This window comes from Roseicyclus mahoneyensis, from assembly GCF_003148775.1.
In the GTDB taxonomy this organism is placed as follows: domain Bacteria; phylum Pseudomonadota; class Alphaproteobacteria; order Rhodobacterales; family Rhodobacteraceae; genus Roseicyclus; species Roseicyclus mahoneyensis.
The window spans coordinates 906250-927847 of sequence record NZ_QGGW01000001.1; the positions used below are offsets into that span (position 1 = coordinate 906250).

At 67.1% G+C, this 21598-nt stretch carries 22 protein-coding genes; 3 read left to right on the forward strand and 19 right to left on the reverse strand.

Features of this window, described 5'->3' with window-relative positions:
- Window positions 1-76 precede the first annotated feature (76 nt).
- Window positions 77-1033, forward strand: a complete 957-nt coding sequence (locus C7455_RS04450; RefSeq protein WP_109665848.1) for a GlxA family transcriptional regulator — start codon at window positions 77-79, stop codon at window positions 1031-1033.
- Window positions 1034-1099: 66 nt separating this feature from the next.
- On the opposite strand, the gene C7455_RS04455 is transcribed toward C7455_RS04450, so the two are convergent.
- The 9 genes from C7455_RS04455 to C7455_RS04495 form a co-directional block, all read right to left on the reverse strand.
- Window positions 1100-1891 (reverse strand): FAD binding domain-containing protein, encoded by a 792-nt coding sequence (locus C7455_RS04455; RefSeq protein ID WP_109665849.1) that lies wholly within the window; start codon window positions 1889-1891, stop codon window positions 1100-1102.
- 86 nt (window positions 1892-1977) lie between these two features.
- Window positions 1978-4344, reverse strand: a complete 2367-nt coding sequence (locus C7455_RS04460) for a xanthine dehydrogenase family protein molybdopterin-binding subunit (protein WP_109665851.1) — start codon at window positions 4342-4344, stop codon at window positions 1978-1980.
- A 132-nt stretch (window positions 4345-4476) separates the two neighbouring features.
- A complete protein-coding gene (locus C7455_RS04465) occupies window positions 4477-4962 on the reverse strand; it encodes a (2Fe-2S)-binding protein (RefSeq protein ID WP_109665852.1) in 486 nt (161 codons plus the stop codon).
- A gap of 88 nt (window positions 4963-5050) precedes the next feature.
- Window positions 5051-6064: a molybdopterin-binding protein gene (locus C7455_RS04470; RefSeq protein ID WP_109665854.1), complete on the reverse strand. Its 1014-nt coding sequence runs from the start codon at window positions 6062-6064 to the stop codon at window positions 5051-5053.
- Entirely contained in the window at window positions 6061-7035 is a 975-nt protein-coding gene (locus C7455_RS04475; protein WP_109666182.1) for an XdhC family protein, read from the reverse strand. The genes C7455_RS04470 and C7455_RS04475 overlap by 4 nt, the downstream gene beginning before the upstream one ends.
- An 82-nt stretch (window positions 7036-7117) precedes the next feature.
- Window positions 7118-9187 carry an OmpA family protein gene (locus C7455_RS20580; RefSeq protein ID WP_281269397.1) on the reverse strand — a complete coding sequence of 690 codons (2070 nt, stop codon included), beginning with the start codon at window positions 9185-9187 and terminating at the stop codon, window positions 7118-7120.
- Window positions 9188-9284: 97 nt separating this feature from the next.
- Window positions 9285-10541, reverse strand: a complete 1257-nt coding sequence (locus tag C7455_RS04485) for a vWA domain-containing protein (RefSeq protein ID WP_109665857.1) — start codon at window positions 10539-10541, stop codon at window positions 9285-9287.
- Between the two features lie 108 nt (window positions 10542-10649).
- Window positions 10650-11153 (reverse strand): peptidase S1, encoded by a 504-nt coding sequence (locus C7455_RS04490; protein ID WP_109665859.1) that lies wholly within the window; start codon window positions 11151-11153, stop codon window positions 10650-10652.
- A gap of 104 nt (window positions 11154-11257) precedes the next feature.
- Window positions 11258-12154 (reverse strand): AAA family ATPase, encoded by an 897-nt coding sequence (locus C7455_RS04495; RefSeq protein ID WP_109665861.1) that lies wholly within the window; start codon window positions 12152-12154, stop codon window positions 11258-11260.
- A 210-nt stretch (window positions 12155-12364) separates the two neighbouring features.
- Between C7455_RS04495 and C7455_RS04500 the strand changes: the two genes are divergently transcribed.
- A complete protein-coding gene (locus C7455_RS04500; RefSeq protein ID WP_109665863.1) occupies window positions 12365-13288 on the forward strand; it encodes a phosphoadenosine phosphosulfate reductase in 924 nt (307 codons plus the stop codon).
- Here C7455_RS04500 and ureG read toward each other — a convergent pair.
- The 5 genes from ureG to ureC all read right to left on the reverse strand — a co-directional run bounded on the left by ureG (window position 13283) and on the right by ureC (window position 17788).
- Window positions 13283-13894 (reverse strand): urease accessory protein UreG, encoded by a 612-nt coding sequence (gene ureG, locus C7455_RS04505; RefSeq protein ID WP_109665865.1) that lies wholly within the window; start codon window positions 13892-13894, stop codon window positions 13283-13285. The genes C7455_RS04500 and ureG overlap by 6 nt on opposite strands.
- Window positions 13895-14031: 137 nt before the next feature.
- Window positions 14032-14670, reverse strand: coding sequence for an urease accessory protein UreF (locus C7455_RS04510; RefSeq protein ID WP_109665866.1), 639 nt, complete (start codon window positions 14668-14670; stop codon window positions 14032-14034).
- Window positions 14670-15233, reverse strand: coding sequence for an urease accessory protein UreE (locus C7455_RS04515; protein WP_170118990.1), 564 nt, complete (start codon window positions 15231-15233; stop codon window positions 14670-14672). Before C7455_RS04515 ends, C7455_RS04510 begins: the two co-directional genes overlap by 1 nt.
- A 37-nt stretch (window positions 15234-15270) precedes the next feature.
- Window positions 15271-15996: a hypothetical protein gene (locus tag C7455_RS04520; RefSeq protein ID WP_146199920.1), complete on the reverse strand. Its 726-nt coding sequence runs from the start codon at window positions 15994-15996 to the stop codon at window positions 15271-15273.
- Window positions 15997-16027: 31 nt separating this feature from the next.
- Complete coding sequence (gene ureC / locus C7455_RS04525) at window positions 16028-17788, reverse strand: urease subunit alpha (protein ID WP_109665869.1); 1761 nt, start codon at window positions 17786-17788, stop codon at window positions 16028-16030.
- A 244-nt stretch (window positions 17789-18032) separates the two neighbouring features.
- Here ureC and C7455_RS04530 point away from each other — a divergent pair, with 244 nt between their 5' ends.
- Window positions 18033-18809, forward strand: coding sequence for a response regulator transcription factor (locus C7455_RS04530; RefSeq protein ID WP_170118991.1), 777 nt, complete (start codon window positions 18033-18035; stop codon window positions 18807-18809).
- Window positions 18810-18811: 2 nt separating this feature from the next.
- On the opposite strand, the gene C7455_RS04535 is transcribed toward C7455_RS04530, so the two are convergent.
- The 5 genes from C7455_RS04535 to C7455_RS04555 all read right to left on the reverse strand — a co-directional run bounded on the left by C7455_RS04535 (window position 18812) and on the right by C7455_RS04555 (window position 21559).
- Entirely contained in the window at window positions 18812-19207 is a 396-nt protein-coding gene (locus C7455_RS04535) for a carboxymuconolactone decarboxylase family protein (RefSeq protein WP_109665873.1), read from the reverse strand.
- Window positions 19207-20025, reverse strand: a complete 819-nt coding sequence (locus tag C7455_RS04540; RefSeq protein ID WP_109665875.1) for a cyclase family protein — start codon at window positions 20023-20025, stop codon at window positions 19207-19209. The genes C7455_RS04535 and C7455_RS04540 overlap by 1 nt, the downstream gene beginning before the upstream one ends.
- A gap of 79 nt (window positions 20026-20104) precedes the next feature.
- Window positions 20105-20410, reverse strand: coding sequence for an urease subunit beta (locus C7455_RS04545; protein WP_109665877.1), 306 nt, complete (start codon window positions 20408-20410; stop codon window positions 20105-20107).
- Window positions 20411-20422: 12 nt separating this feature from the next.
- Entirely contained in the window at window positions 20423-20725 is a 303-nt protein-coding gene (locus tag C7455_RS04550; RefSeq protein WP_109665879.1) for an urease subunit gamma, read from the reverse strand.
- Window positions 20726-20740: 15 nt separating this feature from the next.
- On the reverse strand, window positions 20741-21559 hold the full coding sequence (locus C7455_RS04555; protein ID WP_109665881.1) for an urease accessory protein UreD: 819 nt from the start codon (window positions 21557-21559) through the stop codon (window positions 20741-20743).
- Window positions 21560-21598: the final 39 nt, after the last annotated feature.

The window sequence follows — 21598 nt, forward strand, 5'->3', positions numbered from 1 at the left end:
CCGCGGTTGCGCATATTTCACAGGCGGCGTGTGACTTGTCTTGAACCGACCGGGATGCTGCGGCACCCTCTGAAATATGGCACATGTGAGTTTCGTTCTTTTCCCCGGTTTCCCGATGCTGGCCTATGCCTTGGCGCGCGAGGCGATCGACATCGCCAACCGCATGGCGGGGCAGCCCCTTCTTGGCTGCGACACGCGCATTCCGGGTCATGCCGCAATCAAGGCCTCAAACAGCGCGGTTATGGCGCCGGACCGCCCTGATTGGGACGGTGCCGAGGCTGTTGACCTTGTGCTCGTGATGTCAGGCGACAGCCTACCCAAGCGCATTCCGAACGGGTTTCAGGCCTTTCTCACGCAGGTCGATGCGGCGGGCGGACGGTTGGGCGGCATCGCCACAGGCACCACGATCCTTGCGCGGCTTGGGCATCTGGATGGCCGCCGCGCGGTGGTGCAGCGTGATGCGCTGGCCATCGACGAGACATTCCCCGCGGTCGAAGTCTCCGACCGGCCGCATGTGCTTGACGACCGGCGGCTGACCATCGCGGGGGGCGTCGCCGCAGGCGATGCGCTGTGCGCCTGGATCGCCGAGACGACGACGCCTGCACTGGCCGAAGAAGTGGCGCGCGCGCTCAGCACCGGGCGTCTGCGCGAGCCGCGCCCGGTGGCCGAGGAGCGCTCGGAAACCGACGATCCGGTGATCGCGCAGATGGAGGCCGAGATGCGAGCCCATCTGGCCGATCCGCTGTCGCTCGCCGATCTGGCCGACAGTCTGGGCCTCAGCCGCAAGGCGCTGCGCGGGCGCTGCGTGCGGGCGCTTGGGGTAAAGCCCTCGGACCACTACCTTGCGCTGCGCCTGAAACATGGCGCGGAGTTGCTGCGCCACACCGCAATGCCGGTCTCGGAAATCGCACGCGCCAGCGGGTTCGAAACGCTTGCGGGCTTTTCGCGGTCGGTCCGCAACACACTGGGCGTCAGCCCCTCGGCCATGCGCAAGATGGCGCGGGCGGCGCGGATGGTTCAGAAATACGCCTGAAACCCTTGATCTAAAATGAAAAACGCCGGGTTGCCCCGGCGTTTTGTCTTGCATGACCGACAAGTGTCAGCCCGCCGCGGCAACCGCGCGCCCGGTCATCACCTTGACCAGATGCGCCCGATACTCGGCCGTTCCATGCAGGTCCGAGATCATCGCCCCCTCGGGTGCCGCCAGCCCCTCGACCGCCGACTTCGAGAAATTGGCGCTCAATGCCGCCTCTGCCTCAGCCCAGCGGAACACCCCCTCAGACGAGGCGCCGGTGACAGCCACCCGCACCCCGTCCGCGTATTTCGCGACGAACACCCCCACCAAGGCAAAGCGCGAGGCGGGCTGGACGAATTTCTGGTAATTCGCCTTGTGCGGCACCGGGAAACGGACCTCGGTGATGATCTCGCCATCTTCCAGCGCGGTCTCGAACATGCCCTGGAAATAGTCATCCGCCGCGATGTCGCGCAGGTTGGTCTTGATCGTGGCCCCTGACCCCAGAGCCGCCGCAGGATAGCAGGCCGACGGGTCATTGTTGGCAAGAGAGCCGCCGATGGTGCCGCGGTTGCGCACCGCCGGATCGCCGATATGGCTGGCGAGGGCTGCAAGCGCCGGGTAACTGGCCGCAGCTTCGCGCGCGACCACGGCGTGGGTCGTGGCCCCCCCGATGCAGACCTCGCCCACGTCATTGACGCAGACGCCGATCATCTCGGGAATAGCGTTGAGGCTGACCAGCGTGCCGGGTGACGCCAGCCGCTGCTTCATCGTGGGCAGCAGGGTCTGTCCGCCGCCCAGCGCCTGCGCATCGTCCTGCCCAAGGGCGGCCACCGCATCGGCGATGGTCGCGGGTTTCGTGAATTCGAAGTTGTACATCCGTTCCTCCCGAAGGGTCCCGCCCTTCTTCGTTTTCCAAATATCCCGGGGGGTCAGGGGGGCTGGCCCCCCTGCCTCCGAAGCCCTCAGCCCTGCATCGCGGCCCAGACACGCGCGGGCGTCAGCGGCATGTTGATATGGCCGACATGGGTCATGCCCCCCCGGTGCAGCGCGTCGATCACCGCGTTGACGATGGCCGGCGGCGACCCGATCGCCCCCGCCTCGCCGCAGCCCTTCACGCCCAGCGGGTTGTGGGTGCAGGGCGTGACGCAGGAATGATCGACCTGATAGAAGGGCAGGTCATCGGCGCGCGGCATGGCGTAATCCATGTAGCTGGCCGACAGAAGCTGCCCGTTCTCGTCATAGCTGACATTTTCCAAAAGCGCCTGACCCACGCCCTGCGCGATCCCGCCATGCACTTGGCCCGACACGATCATCGGGTTGATGACATTGCCGAAATCATCGGCGGCGGCAAAGGAGCAAAGGGTCACCTTGCCGGTCTCGGGGTCCACCTCCACCTCGCAGGCATAGGCGCCGGCGGGATAGGTGAAGTTGTTGGGATCGTAGAAGGCGGTTTCCTCCAGCCCCGGTTCCAGCTCGGTCAGGGGATAGTTGTGCGGCACATAAGCCGCCAGCGTCACATCCCCCCAAGCGACCGACTTGTCGGTGCCTGCGACAGTGAACTGTCCGTCCTTCAGCTCGATGTCGCTGTCGGAGGCTTCCATCAGATGGGCCGCGATCTTCTTGGCCTTGTTGATGATCTTCTCGGTCGCCCGCACCATGGCTGAGCCCCCGACCGCGATGGAGCGCGAGCCATAGGTGCCCATGCCCATCGGGGTATTTGCGGTGTCGCCATGCACGATTTCCACCTGCGCCTCGGGCACGCCGATCATGTCGGCCACCACTTGGGCAAAGCTGGTCTCATGCCCCTGCCCGTGCGAATGGGAGCCGGTCATCACCACGATGCCGCCGGTGGCATTCACCCGCACCGTGGCGCTCTCGTAGAGCCCCGCCCGTGCGCCCAACTGCCCCACAAGCGCCGAGGGCGCGATGCCGCAGGCCTCGATGTAGCAGTTGATGCCAAGCCCGCGCAGCTTGCCCTCGGCCTTGGATTTCGCCGCCCGCGCGTCGAACCCGTCGCGGTCGATCATCGTGAGCAATTGGTCCATTGTCGCGTTGTAGTCGCCGGTGTCGTATTCCACCGCCACGGGCGTGGCATAGGGGAAGGTGGTGATGAAGTTCTGCCGCCGCAGATCGACCGGGTCGACACCCAGTTCACGCGCCGCCTTGTCAACCAGCCGCTCCAGCTGGAAGGTCGCCTCGGGCCGGCCCGCGCCGCGATAGGCATCGACGGGCACGGTGTTGGTAAAGACCGCCTTCACGTTCACATAGATCAGCGGCGTCTTGTAGTTGCCCGCCATCAACGTGCCATGCAGCCATGTCGGGATCGAGGGCGCGAAGGTCGAGAGGTACGCCCCCATGTTGGCGTAGGTTTCCGTACGGATCGCCATGAAATTGTTGTCACCGTCCAGCGCCAGCTCGATCTTGGTGACATGGTCGCGGCCATGCGCGTCGCTGATGAAGGCCTCGGACCGGCTCGAGGTCCATTTGACGGGGCGCTTGATCTGCTTGGCGGCAAAGGTGCAGAACGCCTCCTCGGCGTAGTGGAAGATCTTGGAGCCGAACCCGCCGCCGACATCGGGGGCGACCACGCGCAGCTTGTGCTCGGGGATACCCAGCACAAAGGCCCCCATGAGCAGCCGGATCACATGCGGGTTCTGGCTGGTGGTGTAGAGCGTGCTGTCATCGGTGCCGGGGTTGTAATCGCCCACAGCCACGCGCGGTTCCATCGCGTTGGGCGCAAGGCGGTTGTTCACCAGTTCCAGCGTGGTGACATGGGCGGCCTTGGCGAATGCCTCGTCTACAGCACCCTTGTTATCCTCGACAAAGCCCCAGTCGTAGCACAGGTTGCTGGTCAGATCGTCATGCACCTTGGGGGCATCGGGGCTCAGCGCCTGCTTCATGTCGATGACGGCGGGCAGTTCCTCGATATCGAGCACGATGGCCTCGGCCGCATTTCGCGCCTGCGCGGGCGTCTCGGCCACGATGGCAGCGATCGGATCACCCACATGGCGCACCTTGCCCTGTGCCAGCACCGGGTGCGGCGGCTCCTGCATCGGTTGGCCGTGACGGTCGGTCACCTGCCAGCCGCAGGGCAGACCGCCCACGCCTTCGAAATCCTTGCCGGTGAAGATGCGGATCACCCCCGGCATGGCTTCGGCCGCGCTGGTGTCGACCGCGTTCAGCCGGCCATGCGCCACGTCCGAGCGCAGGAAATGCACATAGGTCTGGCCGTACAGGTTGATGTCATCGGTGTAGCGTCCGCGTCCGGTCAGAAACCGGACATCTTCGCGCCGCTTGCTGCTGGCGCCGATCCCATGATCCTTGGGCATGGTCGTCCTCCCTTAAGTCACCTCCCCGGCCCACCACCATAGGGGGCCTCGGGGACAGGAGCGTTTGGCCGCCCCTTCATCTTTCCCGAAATATGCAAGCCCGGCCCGCCTCCTCCGCGGGCCGGACCGGGGTCATTCCGCGGCGATGGCGCTCACATCCTGCCCGCTGGCAGCCAAGATCGCCTTGACGATGTTGTGATAGCCCGTGCAGCGGCAGATATTGCCTTCCAGATAGGCGCGCACCTCGGTCTCGGTGGGCTTGGGGTTTTCCTTGAGCAGGGCGGCGGCCGACATCACCATGCCCGGCGTGCAAAAGCCGCACTGAAGCCCGTGATGATCCTGAAACGCCTGCTGGATCACCGACAGCGAGCCATCGGGGTTCGCCATCCCCTCGATCGTCACGACGCTTGCGCCGTCCAGATCTGCGGCCAGTGCCGTACAGCTCTTGATCGCCTGACCATCCACATGCACCACGCACGCGCCGCACTGGCTGGTGTCGCAGCCGATGTGTGTGCCTGTCAGGCGCAGCTTTTCGCGCAGAAATTCGGCCAGCAGGGTGCGGCCTTCAACGTCGCCGGAAACGGCTTTGCCGTTCACGGTCATCGTCACCTGGGTCATTCAGTTCCTCCCTCGGTTATGGGGGTATCCAATCACCAAATCCGGGAAACGCAAACGGGTATTTTGGCGCGACCGAGCGCCGCGGCGATCACGGCGGCGTGAGGCGACGCTCCCGCGGTTGCGGACGCGTGGGGATTTCCTTGAGCAAGCCGCCCACCCCCATGGCCGCGATATCCGCCCCAGTGACCGCGACGCCGCAGGCCACCCGCTCCAGCACCCAATCGGCCCCGTTCAGCGCGGGGCTACGCGCGCAGCCCGGCAGCCCGATCACCGGGCGCGTCCCGATCCGGCCCAACACCAGAAGGTTCCCCGGATCGACCGGCATCCCAAAGCGGATCACCGCGCCGCCCGCCGCCACAAGGCCCGCGGGCACCACATCGGCGATGTCCGACGTGGCCGAGCCGGTCAGGATCAGCACCATCTCGGCCGTCGATCCGGCGATGGCTTGCGCCACCGCGCCCATCTCATGGGGCACGATGCGCGTGGACCCTTGCGCCAGACCCAGCCGTGCGACGCGCGCCCAGACCGCGCGCACGCCCTTGTCCTCCTCGGCGGCGGCACCCGGCGCGGTCTCGGTCACGATGAGGTCAGCCGAGGCCAGCAGGGGCGGCTGCCGCCGCATCGCCCCTGCCCCAACGGCACAGGCGGCCGCCAGCGCGGTCTCGGGCACGGCATAGGCGATGATCTTGACCGTGCCGACCATCATGCCCGCCTCGACCCGCTGCCATTCCGGCACGGTCGCCAGCGTGATCATCGGATCGATGTCATTGAGCCGGGCAATCGCCCCCACATCCAGCGCCACCACCCCCGCCCCGGTCGCGCGGATATTGACCCGGCCGGTAAAGGGCGCCTCGAGCCGCAATCCCGCCGCCGCGGGGTCCGGCACCAGTGCCGCCGCCAGCTTTGCGGCCGCCGCATCCTCGGGCACGTCACAGGGGTCGAGCCTTGCGACGATCACATCGGCAAGCCCCGCCGCGCGCAGGGCCGCAAGATCAGCCCCGGACAGGACGCGGCCCTTTTTCAGCTTGCCGCCCGGAACGGGTACGGCATGGGCCAGCACCGCGCCTTCGGCCTCATCCACCGCAACCTTCCCGAACCTCATCCCCGGCGCAGCCTTTGCGTGATCTGGGCCAGCACCGATACGGCGATCTCGCCCGGCCCCCGCGCCCCGATATCAAGGCCCACAGGCGCATGGATGCGCGCGATCTGGTCTTGGGTGAACCCTGCCTCCTCCAGCCGCGCAACGCGCTTGGCATGGGTGCGCGATGAGCCAAGACAGCCGAGGTAATAGACATCCGACGCCAGCGTCGCCCGGATCGCCGGATCGTCAAGCTTGGGGTCATGGGTCAACGTGACCACCGCCGTGCGGGCATCGAGGCCAAGGGCCGCCAGCGCCTCGTCGGGCCAGTCTTCTACGATATCCACACCGGGAAAACGCGCCGCCGCGCCAAAGGCCGGGCGCGGGTCGATGACGCTCACGTCATGGCCGGCGATCCGGGCGATCGGCACCAGCGCCTGCGCGATATGGACCGCGCCGACGATGAGCATCCGGAGCGGCGGGTTATGGACATGGACGAAGGTCCGCCCGTCCTCTTCCACGCCCGAGCGGTCCATGCGGAAACGGTCGGGATGATCGGCAAACCCCGCCAGCCGCCGCGCGCCGCCCTCCAGATCGGCGACATAGGCGACCTGACGACGCGCCGAACGCGCCGCCACCAGATCCTCCAGCAACGCGACCGGCAAGGACCCGCCCACAGGTTCCACCAACACCCGGATGCGCCCGCCGCAGGCCAGACCGACGGCAAAAGCCTCGTCATCAGAGACGCCGAACTCCAGCAGTTTCGCCGCGCCCGAGCCGACCAGCTCCATCGCCTCGAGAACCACCGCGCCCTCGACACAGCCGCCCGAGACCGAGCCTTCCATCTCGCCCGCGCCGGATACGACCATCTGCGATCCGACCGCGCGCGGGGCCGAGCCCCATGTCTCGACCACAGTGGCCATCACCGCGCCGCGCCCGGCCTTGTGCCAGTCCAGCGCCAGCTCCGGCATGCGTTCCAGTGCTATGTCAGACATCCGCGCCCCCTCCCCCATCTCCGCTCGGGGCGACGATGGCGAAGGGGGCGCGGCTTGTCAAAGGCCGCCCGTCTCGGGCCCGTCAGTTGGCGGCGGCCACCCGCAACAGGTCAGTGATTCGCCGCACGGCGACCCGGCGGTTCAGCCGTTCATTGTCGAGCGTCGGGATCAGCAAGAACTCCTCGCCATAGCCTTGGATCACCATGTTTTGCGGTGGCACGCCGAAGAACTCGGTCAGGGCCAGCGCCACGGTTTCCGCCCGCCGATCCGAGAGCGCAAGATTGAAGGCCGCACTGCCCACCGCATCGGTGTGCCCTTCGATCAGAAAGATCTCGCCGGGGTTGCGGGCGATGGCGTCGGCCATGAAGCGCCCCAGCGACAGCAATTGCGCGGCTTGATCGGGGGTGATCGCGGCCGAGCCACTGGCGAAGGTGACATTCTCGAGGTTCACCGCAGGGGCAAGGTCACGCACAGCGCGGATGCCTCGGACCTGCGCCAGCGAAAAGCCCCGGTCAGATACCCCCTGCGCCGCCAGCGCACGCGCCAGCGCCGCCTGATCGGACGAGGTGCCCGCGGCCGCCATCCCCGCACCCGGCCGGATCTGCGGCAGTTGCGAGACCAGAACCGGTTCGAACCGACGCGTGTCGTCGATCAGGACCGTACGCGTGCCATTCGGGGCCACGACGGTGCGGCGCAGGATCTGCAGGTCGGGGCCGCGCACTGTGATGACCTGCGTGCCGTCGGGCTGGGTGATGACGTTGCGCGACGATCCGTCAGCGAAGCTTTCGGTGACGACCGCGTTGCCGGGGCGGCGCATCAGCGCGTCATCGTCGCGGATCACCTGATAGTCGCCCTGCGGACGCAGGACCACCACACGGTCATCGGCGCGGTTCACCACCTGCCGGTTGCCTGACAGGATGGAGCCCACGACAAGCCCCGCGATACCGCCAAGGATCGCGCCCTCGATCCGGCCGCGATCCCGCGAATCCTCGGCGGCGGCGGTGTTGGCAGGGGCAGCCGGTTCCGAGGTGACGATGGCCCCGAAATCCTCGTCGGACTGGCGGGCAGTCTCCTCGGTGATGACTTCGGTCACGACCTCGCTGGAGGGTGCGGCCTCGGGCATCAGCGCCAGCGATTGCAGCGCCGCCTCGCTGGCCTCGGCCTCGGCGGCAATCTGCGCCTCGACCTCTGCGATAGCGTCCACGGGATCGGCAATCCTCAGTTCGGCGGCGGCTGCGGCTTCCTGCGCGGCGGCAAGTTCGGCCTGATCCTCGGGCGAGATTTCCTCGGGCATCAGCCCTGCCGCCACCGCCGCGGCCGCTAGGGCTGCGGCCAGCGCATCCGCTTCCGAAAGGGGGGTGGTTTCGCCTTCAGGTGCTTCTGCCGTGGCCTCCGGCACCATGGCCTCGGGTATGACGGGCGCGGGATCTTCGGCCAAGGTTTCCTCGACCGGCCTGGCATCAGGAGTGACCTCCTGCGCAGCCGCCGCTGCGGCGGCTTCCTCAGCCAGACGCGCTGCCTCTGCCGCTGCTGCCTCTTCTGCCAGGCGCGCGGCCTCGGCGGCGGCAAGGGCTTCCGCCAGAATGGCCGCCGCTGCTTCGGCGTCCGTTGCTTCTTCGGCCAGACGTGCAGCTTCGGCCGCCGCCGCCTCCTCGGCCAGACGTGCAGCCTCAGTCGCCGCCGCCTCTTCGACCAGACGTGCAGCTTCGGCCGCCGCCGCCTCCTCGGCCAGACGTGCAGCCTCAGTCGCCGCCGCCTCTTCGACCAGACGTGCAGCCTCAGTCGCCGCCGCCTCTTCGGCCAGACGTGCAGCCTCAGTCGCCGCCGCCTCCTCGGCCAGACGTGCCGCCTCAGTCGCCGCCGCCTCTTCGGCCAGACGTGCAGCCTCAGTCGCCGCCACCTCTTCGGCCAGACGTGCAGCCTCAGTGGCCGCCGCTTCCTCGGCCAGACGTGCCGCTTCGGCAGTGGCGTCTAGGGGCGGTGGGGCCGCTGCGCCCTCTACGAGCAGGCGGGCAAGGCAGGTCGCCTCATCCTCGCCGACCAGGCATTGGCTGGCATCGAACTCCTGCGCGATCGCGATCAGGGGCAGATGGCTTGCAACGATGGACAGGCTGGCGACAAGAGCGGTGGTGGTGCGGAAGGTACGGCGCATAAGGGGACTCGATCTATTGGACAGGGCCATGAATGGTGGCCAATGTATGATCGGAACCGCGATGTTAACCAATTACATCGCACCGCAACCGGCGCAATCAGCGCAACATTGCCAAGAGCCGCGCCTTTTCGCCGACGTCACCGGGGCGCGAAAGTGCCTCGGCCAGACCTTCGAGGGCTGCGATGTTATGGCCCGCGCGGAACGTGTCGACATGGGGCAGCATAGCGCGGATGCCCGCCGCCTTGGGCGCGAACCCCTCCCACCGCAACAGGGGATTGACCCAGATCACCCGGCGCGCCGACAGGTGCAGCCGTTCCATCGCGCGCTCCAGCCTTTGCGGTGCGTCGCGGTCCAGCCCGTCGGTGATGATGAGCACGACCGCGCCCTGCCCCAACACGCGTCGCGACCAGTCGCGGTTGAACGTCTCGAGGCAGCTGGCGATTCGGGTGCCACCCTCCCAATCCTGCGCCTCGGCGCCTGCGGCCTTGAGGCTCGCATCCACGTCCCTTTGCGACAAATGCCGGGTTATGTTGGTCAACCGCGTGCCGAAGGTGAAGGCATGCACCCGCGCCCAGCCCGCCCCTTTTTCATTGGCGACCGCGTGCAGGAAATGCAGCACCGCGCGCGAATAGGACGACATCGACCCCGAAATGTCGCACAAGGCCACCAGCGCCGGGCAGCGGGTGCGCCGCGCCTTGCGGGCAAAATCCGTCATCTCGCCGCCACGCGACAGGCCCGCCCGCATCGTGCGCCGCCAATCGGGCAGCGCGCCGCGCGGTGCGGCCATGGTGCGGCGGCTTTTCAGAGGCGGCACGGCCAGCGACAGCCGGGCGATGATGCGTTTCGCCTCGGCCATCTCGGCCAGCGACATCTGTTCGAAATCCAGCGTCTTGAGCCGTTCCTCTCGGCTCATGGTCAGGCTCGCGTCGATTTCGATCTCGGTGCCTTGATCCTTGGGCTCGGGAATGTCGGGCACATCGCGGTCCACCCCATGCAGCAGCGCCTCGGCAGCGCGCTTTTCGGCGGGGCGCAACTGCCGCTCCTCGGCCACGCCGCGCACCTGCGGCGTCAAGATCGACATCATGTGTTCGAGATACCGCGGATCGCGCCAATAGAGCCGAAAGAGCTGGTCATAAAGCGCCCGGTGTTCAGGGCGCGACACGAAACAGGCCATCAGCGTGTGGTAGAAATCAGCGCGATTGGTAAAGCCCGCGGCCTCGACCGCGCGGATCGCATCGGCCACCCGCCCCGGCCCCGCAGGCAATCCAGCCACGCGCAGGGCACGGGCAAAATGGGTGATGTTGGTCACCAGTTGCGGATCGTCAGGCAAGCTAAGGGGGGCATGTTCGGCCATACCCCATCAAGACAGCCCAAGCCCGCGCCGGTCAAGCAGCGCTTCAGGGCGCGACCTGCCCCCGGTGCGACACGCATCGGGGGCGGGCTCCGGCAAGCCTTGCTGCGATCAGTAGTTGTACTCGGTGATGATCAGCTGAGCCGGGTTGTTGGACGACTGATGGTAACTGCCGGTCCAGACGTCATACTGGCCCGACATCGGGTTGTTGAACACCACAGCCGAGTTGAAGCCGCGGTAATCGTCATTGTAATGCCACGACCCGTCAGGCGCGTTGACCAGCAAGACAGTGTCGACGTTCGATCGCGCCTCGAGCGCGAAGGTCAGCCGACCTGTCGGCGAACGGCCGTTGTAAAACAGGCGGAAGTCGGGGCGCGTCACGACCCAGCCGCTCCACTGACCGTTGGTGCAGGCCGCAAGGCTGACCCGACCGCCCGCGGTCAGGTTGCGCACATAGGGGTCAGGCAAGAACCCCCCGTTAAGAGTGGCCGACCCAAACACGGTCGGGTTGTTCCACGACGGGCAGGCCTGCGCGGACGCGCCGCCTGTTTGTGCCCCGGTAAAGACAAGCACCGCGAAAACCGCGGCAATAAAAAGCTTGAGACGTGCCATCATCAATCCCCAATGGTCAAGTTGTTGTCGCCTCGAAATTAACTCCCGTCCCTCGCGAGCTGTCAAAGAAAAGACGCACCTTGGCGGGAAAACCCTACCAAGACGTGTCAGGTCGGCACCTCTGCCGCCAGCCGGTCGAGGATACGTTTGGCCTCGGAGCCCTGCAGGCGCTGAATATCGTCTTGATACTTCAGGATTGCGCCCAGCGTGTCGGCGATGACCTCGGGCGAAAGCTCCAGCACGTCGAGCGCCAGAAGGCATTTGGCCCAGTCGATCGTTTCCGCCACGCCGGGGCGCTTGAACAGGTCCTCGGTCCGAAGCTGCTGGACAAAGCCCACCACTGCGCGGCTCAGGGCATCCGCGGCCTCGGGCACGCGGGCCTTGAGGATGGCCAGTTCACGCTCCAGATCGGGGTAATCGACCCAATGATACAGACAGCGCCGTTTCAGCGCGTCATGCACCTCGCGCGTGCGGTTCGAGGTCAGGATCACGATCGGCGGCTCGGGCGCGCGGATCGTGCCCAGTTCCGGGATCGTCACCTGATAATCGCTCAGCGCTTCCAGCAAGAAGGCCTCGAAGGGCTCGTCGGTGCGGTCGATCTCGTCGATGAGCAGCACCGGCGCGCCGCCCGCATCGGGGCGCATGGCCTGCAACAGCGGCCGCTCGATCAGGTAATCGCCCGAAAAGAGATCGCGCTTTAGCACATCCTTGTCGGCGGACCCATCCGCCTCGGCGGCGCGGATCGCCACCATCTGCGCCGCGAAATTCCATTCGTAAACGGCGCTCGAGGCATCCAGCCCCTCGTAGCATTGCAATCGGATCAGCCGCCGCCCCAACGCCGCCGCAATCGCCTTGGCTATCTCGGTCTTGCCGGTGCCAGCCTCGCCTTCCAAAAACAGCGGGCGACCAAGGCGCAGCGACAAGAACACCACCGTGGCCAGCGCCCGACCGCAGACATAGCCCTGCGCGGCAAGGCCCGCCTGCACCTCGTCGATCGAATTCATTGCGCCAATGCCTCCGCCTGCCGTCGTGTGATCTGCCCCATCAACCCCGCCCGACCAATAGCGGTCAAGGGCCGAGCCACGGATGCGGCATCAGTTCGTTTACGGATCAGCAACCAAATCCCCTTGAAACGCCGCCGCAATTTCCCTTCTTTGACACAGTGCGCCGCGACATGTCCCGCACAGACACCCTTTCGACGCCGCGAGTCCAAGATGACCCTTGCCCCTCTCCCCACCCGGACCACTGCCGCTGCCAGTCCCGGCCGTGCCGACTGGCTCTCGCGGCTGGCGGACATCGGGCGCAACCACGGGTTCTTCGAGCGGGTGGGCAGCGAGGCCCTCGCGCTCTTCGTGCAGGAGGGCGACACGCTGGTGGTGAGCTTCGACCGTGCAACACGGGTCTATTCCGAGGAACCCGACGGCCTGCCGCCGGGCTTCGAGGCGGTGCAGAAACGTGAATGGTCGCTGCTGTCGATCCTGTCGACCGGCGACAGCTGGTTCCGGTCGCATGATGTGATGGCGTTTTTCGACACGCTGGCCGCGAGCGGATTCTTCGACAGTTTCGCACAGGTGATCTTTCTGGGCTTCGGCCCCGCCAACGGGCATGCCGCCTGCGCCTATGCCTCGGCCGCGCCGGGCGCGTCGGTTCTGGTCTCGGCGCCCGTGGCCACGCTCGACCCCGAGCGCGCGGGCTTTGACCGCCGCTTCCGCCGCGACCGCATCCGCGATTTCAGCCGCTACGGTGACGCGCCCAGCCTTGTCGCGGCCGCGCGCGACGTGGTCATCTTGTTCGACCCGACAGATCCCGCCTCCGCGGCCCATGCGGCCCAGTTCCGGGGCGCGCAGATCACCCATGCAGCCCTGCGCTTCGCCGGGCCTGCGCCCCATCAGCTGGTGGCCGCCGGCGGGCTGCTCGTGCCCATGTTGCGGGCGCTGGCCAACGGACGGCTGACGCGGGCGCGCGTCGCCGAGCTGATCCGCCCGGTGCGCCGCGCCGATCCCGCCTATCTGTGGCGTCTGGCGCAAACCGCCCAGAGCCAAGGCCAGTTCGACCGCGCGCGCCGCATCGCGGACTATGCCGCCGATGTCACCGGCGAGACGCGCTTTGCCGATCTGGCAGCGACGCTCGCCTCATAAGCCGCCCGCCTGTTTGAGAAAACCCACCACTTCGGCTACGCCTTGCCCTTGCCGGAGCGAGGCCATGACGAAAGGCCGTTCGCCACGGGCAGCGCGCGCGTCGCTCTCCAGCAGCACCGGATCGACGCCGACATGAGGCGCAAGATCGATCTTGTTGACGATCAGGAAATCCGACCGCGTCACCCCCGGCCCTTTCTTGCGCGGGATGTCTTGCCCGGCGGCCGTGTCGATGACGTAAAGCGTGATGTCGGCCAGTTCCGGCGAAAAGGTCGCCGCCAGATTGTCGCCGCCTGATTCGATGAAGATCACGTCCAGATCGGGGATGCGGGCACGGAACTCCGCCACGGCGGCCAGATTGATCGAGGCATCCTCGCGGATCGCGGTATGTGGACAGCCGCCTGTCTCGACCCCCATGATCCGGTCGGCGGGCAGGACCTGTGCGCGCAGCAAGAACTCCGCATCCTCGGAGGTGTAGATGTCGTTGGTGATGACCGCGACCGAAAACTCGGCGGCCATCGCACGGCACAGTTTCTCGGTCAGGGTGGTCTTGCCCGCCCCCACCGGCCCGCCGATCCCCACCCGCAAGGGTCCGTTCGCGCTGCCCATCGTGTCGCCTCCTTCACATCCCGTTAAGGTTAACGCGTACCCCGCGTCCCCGTCTTCGTTTCCAAAATATCCCGGGGGAGTCGCGGAACGCGACGGGGGCAGAGCCCCCTCTTCCCCCATCCGCTCACAGCCGAACCTCAGGTCCGGAAGATCCGCACCTCAAGGCTCTCGTGCCGCATCGCCGCCAGATCCGCCCCGAAAACACCCGTGCCGATCCCCTCCAGCCCCGCCACCAAGCCTTCGGCCGCGACGCGCTCGATCACCGGATGAAGCGCGGCCAGCACACGCTGACCCTCGGCCTGCCCCAGCGGAACAAATCGCACGGCGGCCGAGACCAGAGTGCCGGCAAAGGCCTGCAGATAAAGCCGCGCCACAAGCCCGTCGGGCAGGTCAAGCCTGCGCGCGGCCAGCCCCAGCGTCACCGGATAGGGGCGCGCGACACCGTCGCCCACGCCCAGCGCCGCCAGTGTCTCGGCCAGTGCACGGCCCTGCGCCTTGGTCTCTTCGAGACGCTCGCGCGAGCCGGCCAGCGCGCAGGCCAGATCGCTCAAGGCCTCCGGGCCCTGCGTGCCGCGCCGGGCGGCCAGCAACAAGATCGTATCGCTGCGCCCGGCGCCCGCCGCCAGAACCGCCGCCACCCAATCCTCCAGGTCGCGCGCGCAGCCCACGCGGCCCCCGTCGACCTCGGCCTCCAGCCCATGGGAATACGCATAGGAGGAGACCGGAAACCCCGGCGACAGCCATTGCGTCAGCTTGAGCAGGTCGGCGTCGCGCATCAGCCCTTGGTCGCGGGATGGTGGGGGTGGTCATGGTGGTCGTGCACGTGCTCCTGTGCGGGGCCATGCGACCGCCCGTGGGATGCGTCATGCGGGTGATCCTCGCTCGCACCATGGTCATGACCATGGGTGCGGCCATGCCCATAGGCCCCGCCCTCGGGCGTGAAGGGGCCCATGACCGCCTCGACCGTGGCGCCCAGCCGGGCCAGCATGTCGGCCAGCACATGGTCGGCGCGGATCAACAGGTGATCGCCCGCGATCTGGCAGGGCGTGTGGCGGTTGCCGATATGCCAGGCCAGACGGGTCAGATCACCGGTGACACGCAGCAGGGGTTCGGGGGCCGCGACAACCTCGATGATCCGGCCCTCCGCCGTCTCCAGCGCGTCGCCCGCCGCAAGCGAGACCGTCTCGGGCAGATCGACCATCAGCCCCTCACCCGAGGCGAGCACCAGCCGCTTGCGCCGCACAAACCGCCCCTCGTAATCCAGCACGAGCCTGTCATCGGCCGCCCCCGGCCAGTCTCCGGCCCGGTGCACCCGCCCTGCCGTCATGTCATCGCTCATCGCCCATCCTTTGCGGCCGCGCGCCCGGCGGCGCCGATCATTTCTGCTCCGCACCCCCGCCCAATTGGGGCAGCGGTGGCGGCAACACGCCCGCGCCCGCCCCAAGCCCGCCGCCCGCCTCGCCCGGCGGTCGCGGCGGCGTCAGCGACACCGACAGCGGCAGCGCATCCTCGGGTGGCACGTCCCCCTCCGAAAACCCCAGAAAGAGCGTGACCGCAAGGTCGGGCAGGAACAGCATGGCGTCATTCTGCGGCAAGCCCCCGTCAAGGTCCACGCGCGTCACCGCGACGTCATGGGCGGTGTAGCTGCAGCCGCCGATGTCGACCGTCCGCGCCTCACCTACCACCACGTTCACCGTCGCCCGCGACTCCGATCCGTCACCGAAGCGCAAAGTGGAGATGCCGTCATAGCGCACGCCCGCCATGGGATCAGGCACCGGGTTGGGCGTGCCGAGAAAGGAAACTGTCTCTTCCTCGTTTCTGGGGGCATAGCCGTTCTCGATCGACCAGCTCTCCACCACGAGGCCGATGGGGAGGGCGCGATATACGTACATATAGGACCCGTCATGGCCGAACTCGATCTCTTCCACACGGCCGTCCGACAAGACCCGCGTCAGAACGGAGCGGTCCGGGAAATCGAACCACACCCCGTCGCGCGCCACGCCCGTGGGGCAGATGCCCTGCGCCGCCGCGCCCGTCACCACCCCTGTCACCACCGCGAGCATCACGCCGCCCGCCAAAATCGCACCTACACGCCGTATCATCGCCCGCATACTCCCTGCGACTGCGCCTGGCTCAATACATGAAGTACCGCTGCGCCATCGGCAACTCCGTTGCAGGCGCGCAGGTCAGCAATTCACCGTTCGCGCGCACCTCGTAGGTCTCGGGATGGACCTCGACATGGGGGGTGGCGTTGTTGTGGATCAGGTCGCGCTTGCGGATGCCCCTTATGCCCTCGACCGGCAACGTGTCCTTGGCCAGCCCCAACTGCCCGCGAATGTCGCCCGCTTGCGCCGCCCCGCTGACAAAGGTGACCGAAGACCGTTCCACCGACCGGCCATAAGCGCCCCACATCGGGCGGCTGTAGACCGGTTGCGGGGTCGGAATCGAGGCGTTGGGGTCGCCCATCTGCGCCACCGCAATGGTGCCGCCGATCAGCACCATCTCGGGCTTTACCCCGAAAAAGGCCGGGTTCCACAAGACCAGATCGGCGCGCTTGCCAACCTCGATGCTGCCGATGTGGCGCGAGATGCCATGCACGATGGCCGGGTTGATGGTGTATTTGGCGATGTAGCGTTTCACGCGGGCATTGTCGTTGTCGCCCGTCTCCTCAGGCAAACGCCCGCGCTGCTTCTTCATCTTGTCGGCCGTCTGCCATGTGCGGATGATGACCTCGCCCACCCGGCCCATGGCCTGACTGTCCGACGCCATGACGGAAAACGCGCCCATGTCGTGCAAGATATCCTCTGCGGCGATGGTTTCCTTGCGGATGCGGCTCTCGGCAAAGGCCACGTCCTCCGGGATCGACCGGTCGAGGTGATGGCAGACCATCAGCATGTCGAGATGTTCCTCGAGCGTGTTGACCGTGTAGGGCATCGTGGGGTTGGTCGAACTTGGCAAGATGTTCTGGAAGCCCACCACCTTCATGATGTCGGGCGCATGGCCGCCGCCCGCGCCCTCGGTGTGGAAGGCATGGATGCAGCGGTCACCGATGGCCGCGAGCGTGTTTTCCACAAAGCCCGATTCGTTCAGCGTGTCGGTGTGGATCATGACCTGAATGTCCATGTCCTCGGCCACGGACAGGCAGCAATCGATGGCGCCGGGCGTGGTGCCCCAATCCTCGTGCAGTTTCAGCGCGCAGGCCCCCGCCTCGATCATCTCGACCAGTGCTGCGGGGCGCGAGGCATTGCCCTTGCCCGCAAAGGCAAGGTTCATCGGAAAGGCATCGGCCGCCTGCATCATGCGCCCCAGATGCCACGGCCCCGGCGTGCAGGTGGTGGCCAGCGTGCCATGCGCGGGGCCGGTGCCGCCGCCCAGCATCGTGGTCAGGCCCGAATGCAGCGCATCCTCGATCTGCTGGGGGCAGATGAAATGGATGTGGCTGTCAAACCCGCCCGCCGTCAGGATGCGCCCCTCGCCCGCGATGGCCTCGGTCCCCGGCCCGATGACAATGTCGACGCCGGGTTGCGTGTCGGGGTTGCCCGCCTTGCCGATGGCGTGGACGCGGCCGTCTCGCAGGCCGACATCGGCCTTGTAGATACCTGAATGGTCCACGATCAGCGCATTGGTGATGACGGTATCCACCGCGCCCTCGGCCCTTGTGCGCTGGCTCTGGCCCATGCCATCGCGGATAACCTTGCCGCCGCCGAACTTGACCTCCTCGCCGTAGACCGCTGCATTCGCGCCAGTGCCGCCGCTCATCGCAGCCCCCACATTCAGCGCGGTCAGGTCACGCTCAACCTCGATGATCAGGTCGGTATCGGCCAGACGCACGCGGTCGCCGGTGGTGGGGCCATACATGTCGGCATAGGTGGCGCGGGAAATGCGGGTGGGCATGCTTTGGTCCTTGGCTGGCGGTCTCGGGCCGACGCTAGCCGGGCCGGGCGCCGGGGACGATGCAAGATTGCCGCGCGCGCCCTGTTCGGGCCGAAAAACGCACAGAGGCACAGCGCCTATGCCCAAATTACGGGCAGATTTCAAAGCCGGCCTGCCCATGCTTGCGGCCGATTTTTCGCCATGCGGCCTAAAATCCCGCAACCCCGGTCGTTACCCACATTTGAAACCGTGGGGGTTACACACCGTGAAGATCGATACAGTCCATCCTGTCGCCCATCCTGTTGGGCCTGTTGCCGCACCCGACGCCCAGCGCGTGCAGATCGCCATCGTCAATTCCGATCCGCGCGCGCTGTCGGCGCTGGACCGTGACCTGCGCCGCAGAGGCTTTGACGTCTCCTCGCACCTGCGCCCGGAGAGCGCGCTTCCGGGCCTGATCGGGGGCAAGGCCGAGGTTGCGCTGCTCGACATGCGCACGGACGATGTGGATGCCTATGCCGTGCTGCGCCGGTTGCGCGAACACAGCAGCCTGCCGGTGGTGATCTTGACCGACAGCGAGGATGAGGTCGAGGAAATCGTCGGCCTGCGCATGGGGGCTGATGCCGTGGTGCGCCGTCCTTGGTCGCCGCAGCTTCTGGCCGAACGCATCCGCGCCCTGTCGCGGCGCGCGCGCGCCTCGGAGCCGGGTCGGAGCAGCGCTGACAGCGTGATCTCCTGCCCGCCGCTGGAGATTGACACCAACCGCATGGTGGCAAGCTGGCGCGGGGCAGCGCTGCACCTGACTGCGACCGAATTTCGCCTTTTGCAAACGCTGGCCGAGCGGCCCGGATATGTGCGCACGCGCGATTTCCTGATGGACCGGCTTTACGGCAGCGACATCTTCGTGCTCGACCGCACGGTCGACAGCCACGTCAAGCGCCTGCGCCGCAAGATGCGGGACATCGACCCCGGCTTCGACGCGATCGAAACGCTTTACGGCACGGGCTACCGCCTGACCCTTCCCGAGGCCGAGGCCGCCGCCTGACCTCAGGCGCGAAACACCTCGTCCACCTCGACGCCCAAGCCTTGCACCAGACCGTTGGTCTGCATCGCCATGCCGATCACGGCCATCAGTTCCGCGTGCTGGGCGGGCGTCATGCCCTTGCCCTTGGCGGCCGCCGTATGGCTGTGGATGCAGTAATCGCACCCGTTGGCGGTCGAGACCGCAACATAGATCATTTCCTTCACCAGCGGGTCGAGCGCGCCGGGGGCCATCACCACCTTTAGCCGGTCCCACAGCGCGCGCAGGCCGCCCGGATCATGCGCCATCGCGCGCCAGAAATTGTTGACGTAATCCGTGCCCCTCAGGGCACGGATCTCGGCGAAAACCTCGGCCGCCTCGGGCGACAAATCCTCGTCCTTCAGCAGGGGAACGGTGCCCATCAGACCAGCGCCATCACCCGCGCAGGGCCACCGGTGCCGCCGCGCACCTTGGGGGCGCCGACCATCAGCGTGGCGCCCGCCGCAGGCATCGCGTCAAGCCCGGCAAGGCATTCGATCCCGTAGCGTCCGGCAGGCAGCCAGGCGTAATGGGTGGCGAAATCGGGCGACGGGCCGTGATCGAGAGAGAGCGTGTCGACCGCGATGGCGGCGGCCGCCGTCTGCTCCAGCAGCATCTGCGTCGCCTCGATGTGGAAGCCCGGGAAGTGCAGGCCGCCCGCCTCATCCGCGCCGCGGAAATCATCGCTTCCGACCTTCGCCGCCCAGCCCGAATTCATCGCCACGCATGCGCCATCGGGCAGCGGCCCATGCGCCGCGATCCAGGCAGTCAGGTCATCTGGCGTCACCTGCGCATCAGGGTCCTCGGCGGCGCGGGCGCGGATGTCGATCACGCACAAAGGACAGGCGAGGCTTTCGACCGGGATTTCGGCCACAGATTGCCCATCGGGCGAGAAATGCAGCGGCGCGTCGATATGGGTGCCGCTATGCTCGTCGATCGACAAGGTGTAGAGATTGTAACCATCGCTGGCGAAATCGAACTGCTTGTCATAGCGGATGCCCGGCACGCCGCCAAATGTCGGAAACTCCTCGGACAGCTCGTGGGTCATGTCCACGATCTGCCGCGCCGCCTGCGCCAAGGCCGGGCGCGCGGCCCCCGTGCCAAGCGCCGCCGCCCCTGCCGCCGCGACCGTGCCGCGGAAGAAATTCCGCCGCGACAGCATCCGCTCCTTCACATTTTCCATCACGCAATGGCCACACATCTTGTTGTCCCTTCCAAAAAGGTTGCTCCACCGCCCGACAAGGACCTGCCTGCATCGCCTCAATGGGGTGTGGCGCGCGTCAGAGCGTCCCCATCACCGCCTTGTTGAACCCCCACACCGCGCGGTCCCCGCCATAGGGCACCAGCTGCACCTCGCGGGTCTGGCCCGGCTCGAAGCGGACAGCCGTGCCCGCCGCGATGTCAAGGCGATGGCCCCGCGCCGCATTGCGGTCGAAGTCCAGCGCCGCATTCGTTTCGGCAAAATGGTAATGGCTGCCGACCTGCACCGGCCGGTCGCCAGTATTGGCCACGACCAGCGTGAGACCAGCGCGCCCTGCGTTCAGTTCGATGTCGCCTGCGACCGGAAAAATCTCGCCTGGAATCATCGCTTTGCCTCCTCAGCGGATCGGATGGTGGACAGTCACAAGCTTGGTGCCATCCGGGAATGTCGCCTCGACCTGCACATCGTGGATCATCGAGGGCACGCCTTCCATGCATTGTTCGGCGGTGATCACATGTGCGCCTGCCTCCATCAGGTCGGCGACGCTGCGTCCGTCGCGCGCGCCCTCGACCACGAAATCGGTGATCAGCGCGATCGCCTCGGGGTGGTTGAGCTTGACGCCGCGCGCCAACCGTCCGCGCGCCACCATGGCCGCCACACTGATGAGAAGCTTGTCTTTTTCCCTTGGGGAAAGGTTCATGTCCGTCCTCGTCCGTCAGATTTGCCAGACCCGCGGCAGCGGGCCGTTCGTAAGCGTTTCAACCGCGCGGGCGACCGTCCGGCGCAGGGGCCAAGCCTCATGCGCCATGAAGCGCGCGACGACCCGCCCGTCCCAACCGGACGCCGCCGCGCGCACTGGCCCCTCGCTGAGCAAAACCGCACGCAACCGCTCCAGCCTGTCCAAGGCATCGGGCGCGAAAAGCGTCAGCGTAGCTACTGCGACAGCCCCCGACAGGCCCGCAGCGCCCGCGCGCGTCAGATCATCAGGCCCCAGTCGGATCGCCTCCACCATTGCCAATCGGCCACCCCGGATCACCTCGCGCCGGTCGATCAGCGCGATATCCGTCAGCCGCTCGCCCATCGCCGCGCGGCCCAGAACCAGCGTCTCCAGCACCACCAGTTCGGCGTCCTCGGCCATGTCCACGCTCAAGCGTCGGTCGAGCGCCGCGCCATCGAACACGATCACCTCTTGGGGCAACCAGTGCAGCTTTGCCCCCGGCCCAACCACCAGCCGTGTCTCGACCCGCGCCGCGCCGCCGCTGCTGCGATAGGCGCGTTCGGCCGTCTGCGTGGTGCCGACCGCGACGGTATCGGCCGCCACCTCCAGCCGGTAATCCAGCCGGTCGCCACCCGTAAGCCCGCCTGCTGTATTGAGAAACACCACCTCGGGCGCGCGGCCATGCATCTTGGGCAGCATCGCCTTGGCCGAGCCCTGTTGCCACAGCCGTTCCAGCCGCCCGCCCGGCCCGATCACGGCCCCGGCGCGGCCCGCGACGCGCTGCATCTGCGCATGGGTGGGCGTCTCGTCGAACATCTTGGGCAGAGCCTAGGCAGGCCGGGCGCACAGTGGCAA

Excerpts from the sequence above, each read along its gene's own strand:
- C7455_RS04450 (WP_109665848.1), top strand. The coding sequence starts at position 77 with ATGGCACATGTGAGTTTCGTTCTTTTCCCCGGTTTCCCGATGCTGGCC.
- C7455_RS04455 (WP_109665849.1), bottom strand. The coding sequence starts at position 1,891 with ATGTACAACTTCGAATTCACGAAACCCGCGACCATCGCCGATGCGGTG.
- C7455_RS04460 (WP_109665851.1), bottom strand. The coding sequence starts at position 4,344 with ATGCCCAAGGATCATGGGATCGGCGCCAGCAGCAAGCGGCGCGAAGAT.
- C7455_RS04465 (WP_109665852.1), bottom strand. The coding sequence starts at position 4,962 with ATGACCCAGGTGACGATGACCGTGAACGGCAAAGCCGTTTCCGGCGAC.
- C7455_RS04470 (WP_109665854.1), bottom strand. The coding sequence starts at position 6,064 with ATGAGGTTCGGGAAGGTTGCGGTGGATGAGGCCGAAGGCGCGGTGCTG.
- C7455_RS04475 (WP_109666182.1), bottom strand. The coding sequence starts at position 7,035 with ATGTCTGACATAGCACTGGAACGCATGCCGGAGCTGGCGCTGGACTGG.
- C7455_RS20580 (WP_281269397.1), bottom strand. The coding sequence starts at position 9,187 with ATGCGCCGTACCTTCCGCACCACCACCGCTCTTGTCGCCAGCCTGTCC.
- C7455_RS04485 (WP_109665857.1), bottom strand. The coding sequence starts at position 10,541 with ATGGCCGAACATGCCCCCCTTAGCTTGCCTGACGATCCGCAACTGGTG.
- C7455_RS04490 (WP_109665859.1), bottom strand. The coding sequence starts at position 11,153 with ATGATGGCACGTCTCAAGCTTTTTATTGCCGCGGTTTTCGCGGTGCTT.
- C7455_RS04495 (WP_109665861.1), bottom strand. The coding sequence starts at position 12,154 with ATGAATTCGATCGACGAGGTGCAGGCGGGCCTTGCCGCGCAGGGCTAT.
- C7455_RS04500 (WP_109665863.1), top strand. The coding sequence starts at position 12,365 with ATGACCCTTGCCCCTCTCCCCACCCGGACCACTGCCGCTGCCAGTCCC.
- ureG (WP_109665865.1), bottom strand. The coding sequence starts at position 13,894 with ATGGGCAGCGCGAACGGACCCTTGCGGGTGGGGATCGGCGGGCCGGTG.
- C7455_RS04510 (WP_109665866.1), bottom strand. The coding sequence starts at position 14,670 with ATGCGCGACGCCGACCTGCTCAAGCTGACGCAATGGCTGTCGCCGGGG.
- C7455_RS04515 (WP_170118990.1), bottom strand. The coding sequence starts at position 15,233 with ATGAGCGATGACATGACGGCAGGGCGGGTGCACCGGGCCGGAGACTGG.
- C7455_RS04520 (WP_146199920.1), bottom strand. The coding sequence starts at position 15,996 with ATGATACGGCGTGTAGGTGCGATTTTGGCGGGCGGCGTGATGCTCGCG.
- ureC (WP_109665869.1), bottom strand. The coding sequence starts at position 17,788 with ATGCCCACCCGCATTTCCCGCGCCACCTATGCCGACATGTATGGCCCC.
- C7455_RS04535 (WP_109665873.1), bottom strand. The coding sequence starts at position 19,207 with ATGGGCACCGTTCCCCTGCTGAAGGACGAGGATTTGTCGCCCGAGGCG.
- C7455_RS04540 (WP_109665875.1), bottom strand. The coding sequence starts at position 20,025 with ATGTGTGGCCATTGCGTGATGGAAAATGTGAAGGAGCGGATGCTGTCG.
- C7455_RS04545 (WP_109665877.1), bottom strand. The coding sequence starts at position 20,410 with ATGATTCCAGGCGAGATTTTTCCGGTCGCAGGCGACATCGAACTGAAC.
- C7455_RS04550 (WP_109665879.1), bottom strand. The coding sequence starts at position 20,725 with ATGAACCTTTCCCCAAGGGAAAAAGACAAGCTTCTCATCAGTGTGGCG.
- C7455_RS04555 (WP_109665881.1), bottom strand. The coding sequence starts at position 21,559 with ATGTTCGACGAGACGCCCACCCATGCGCAGATGCAGCGCGTCGCGGGC.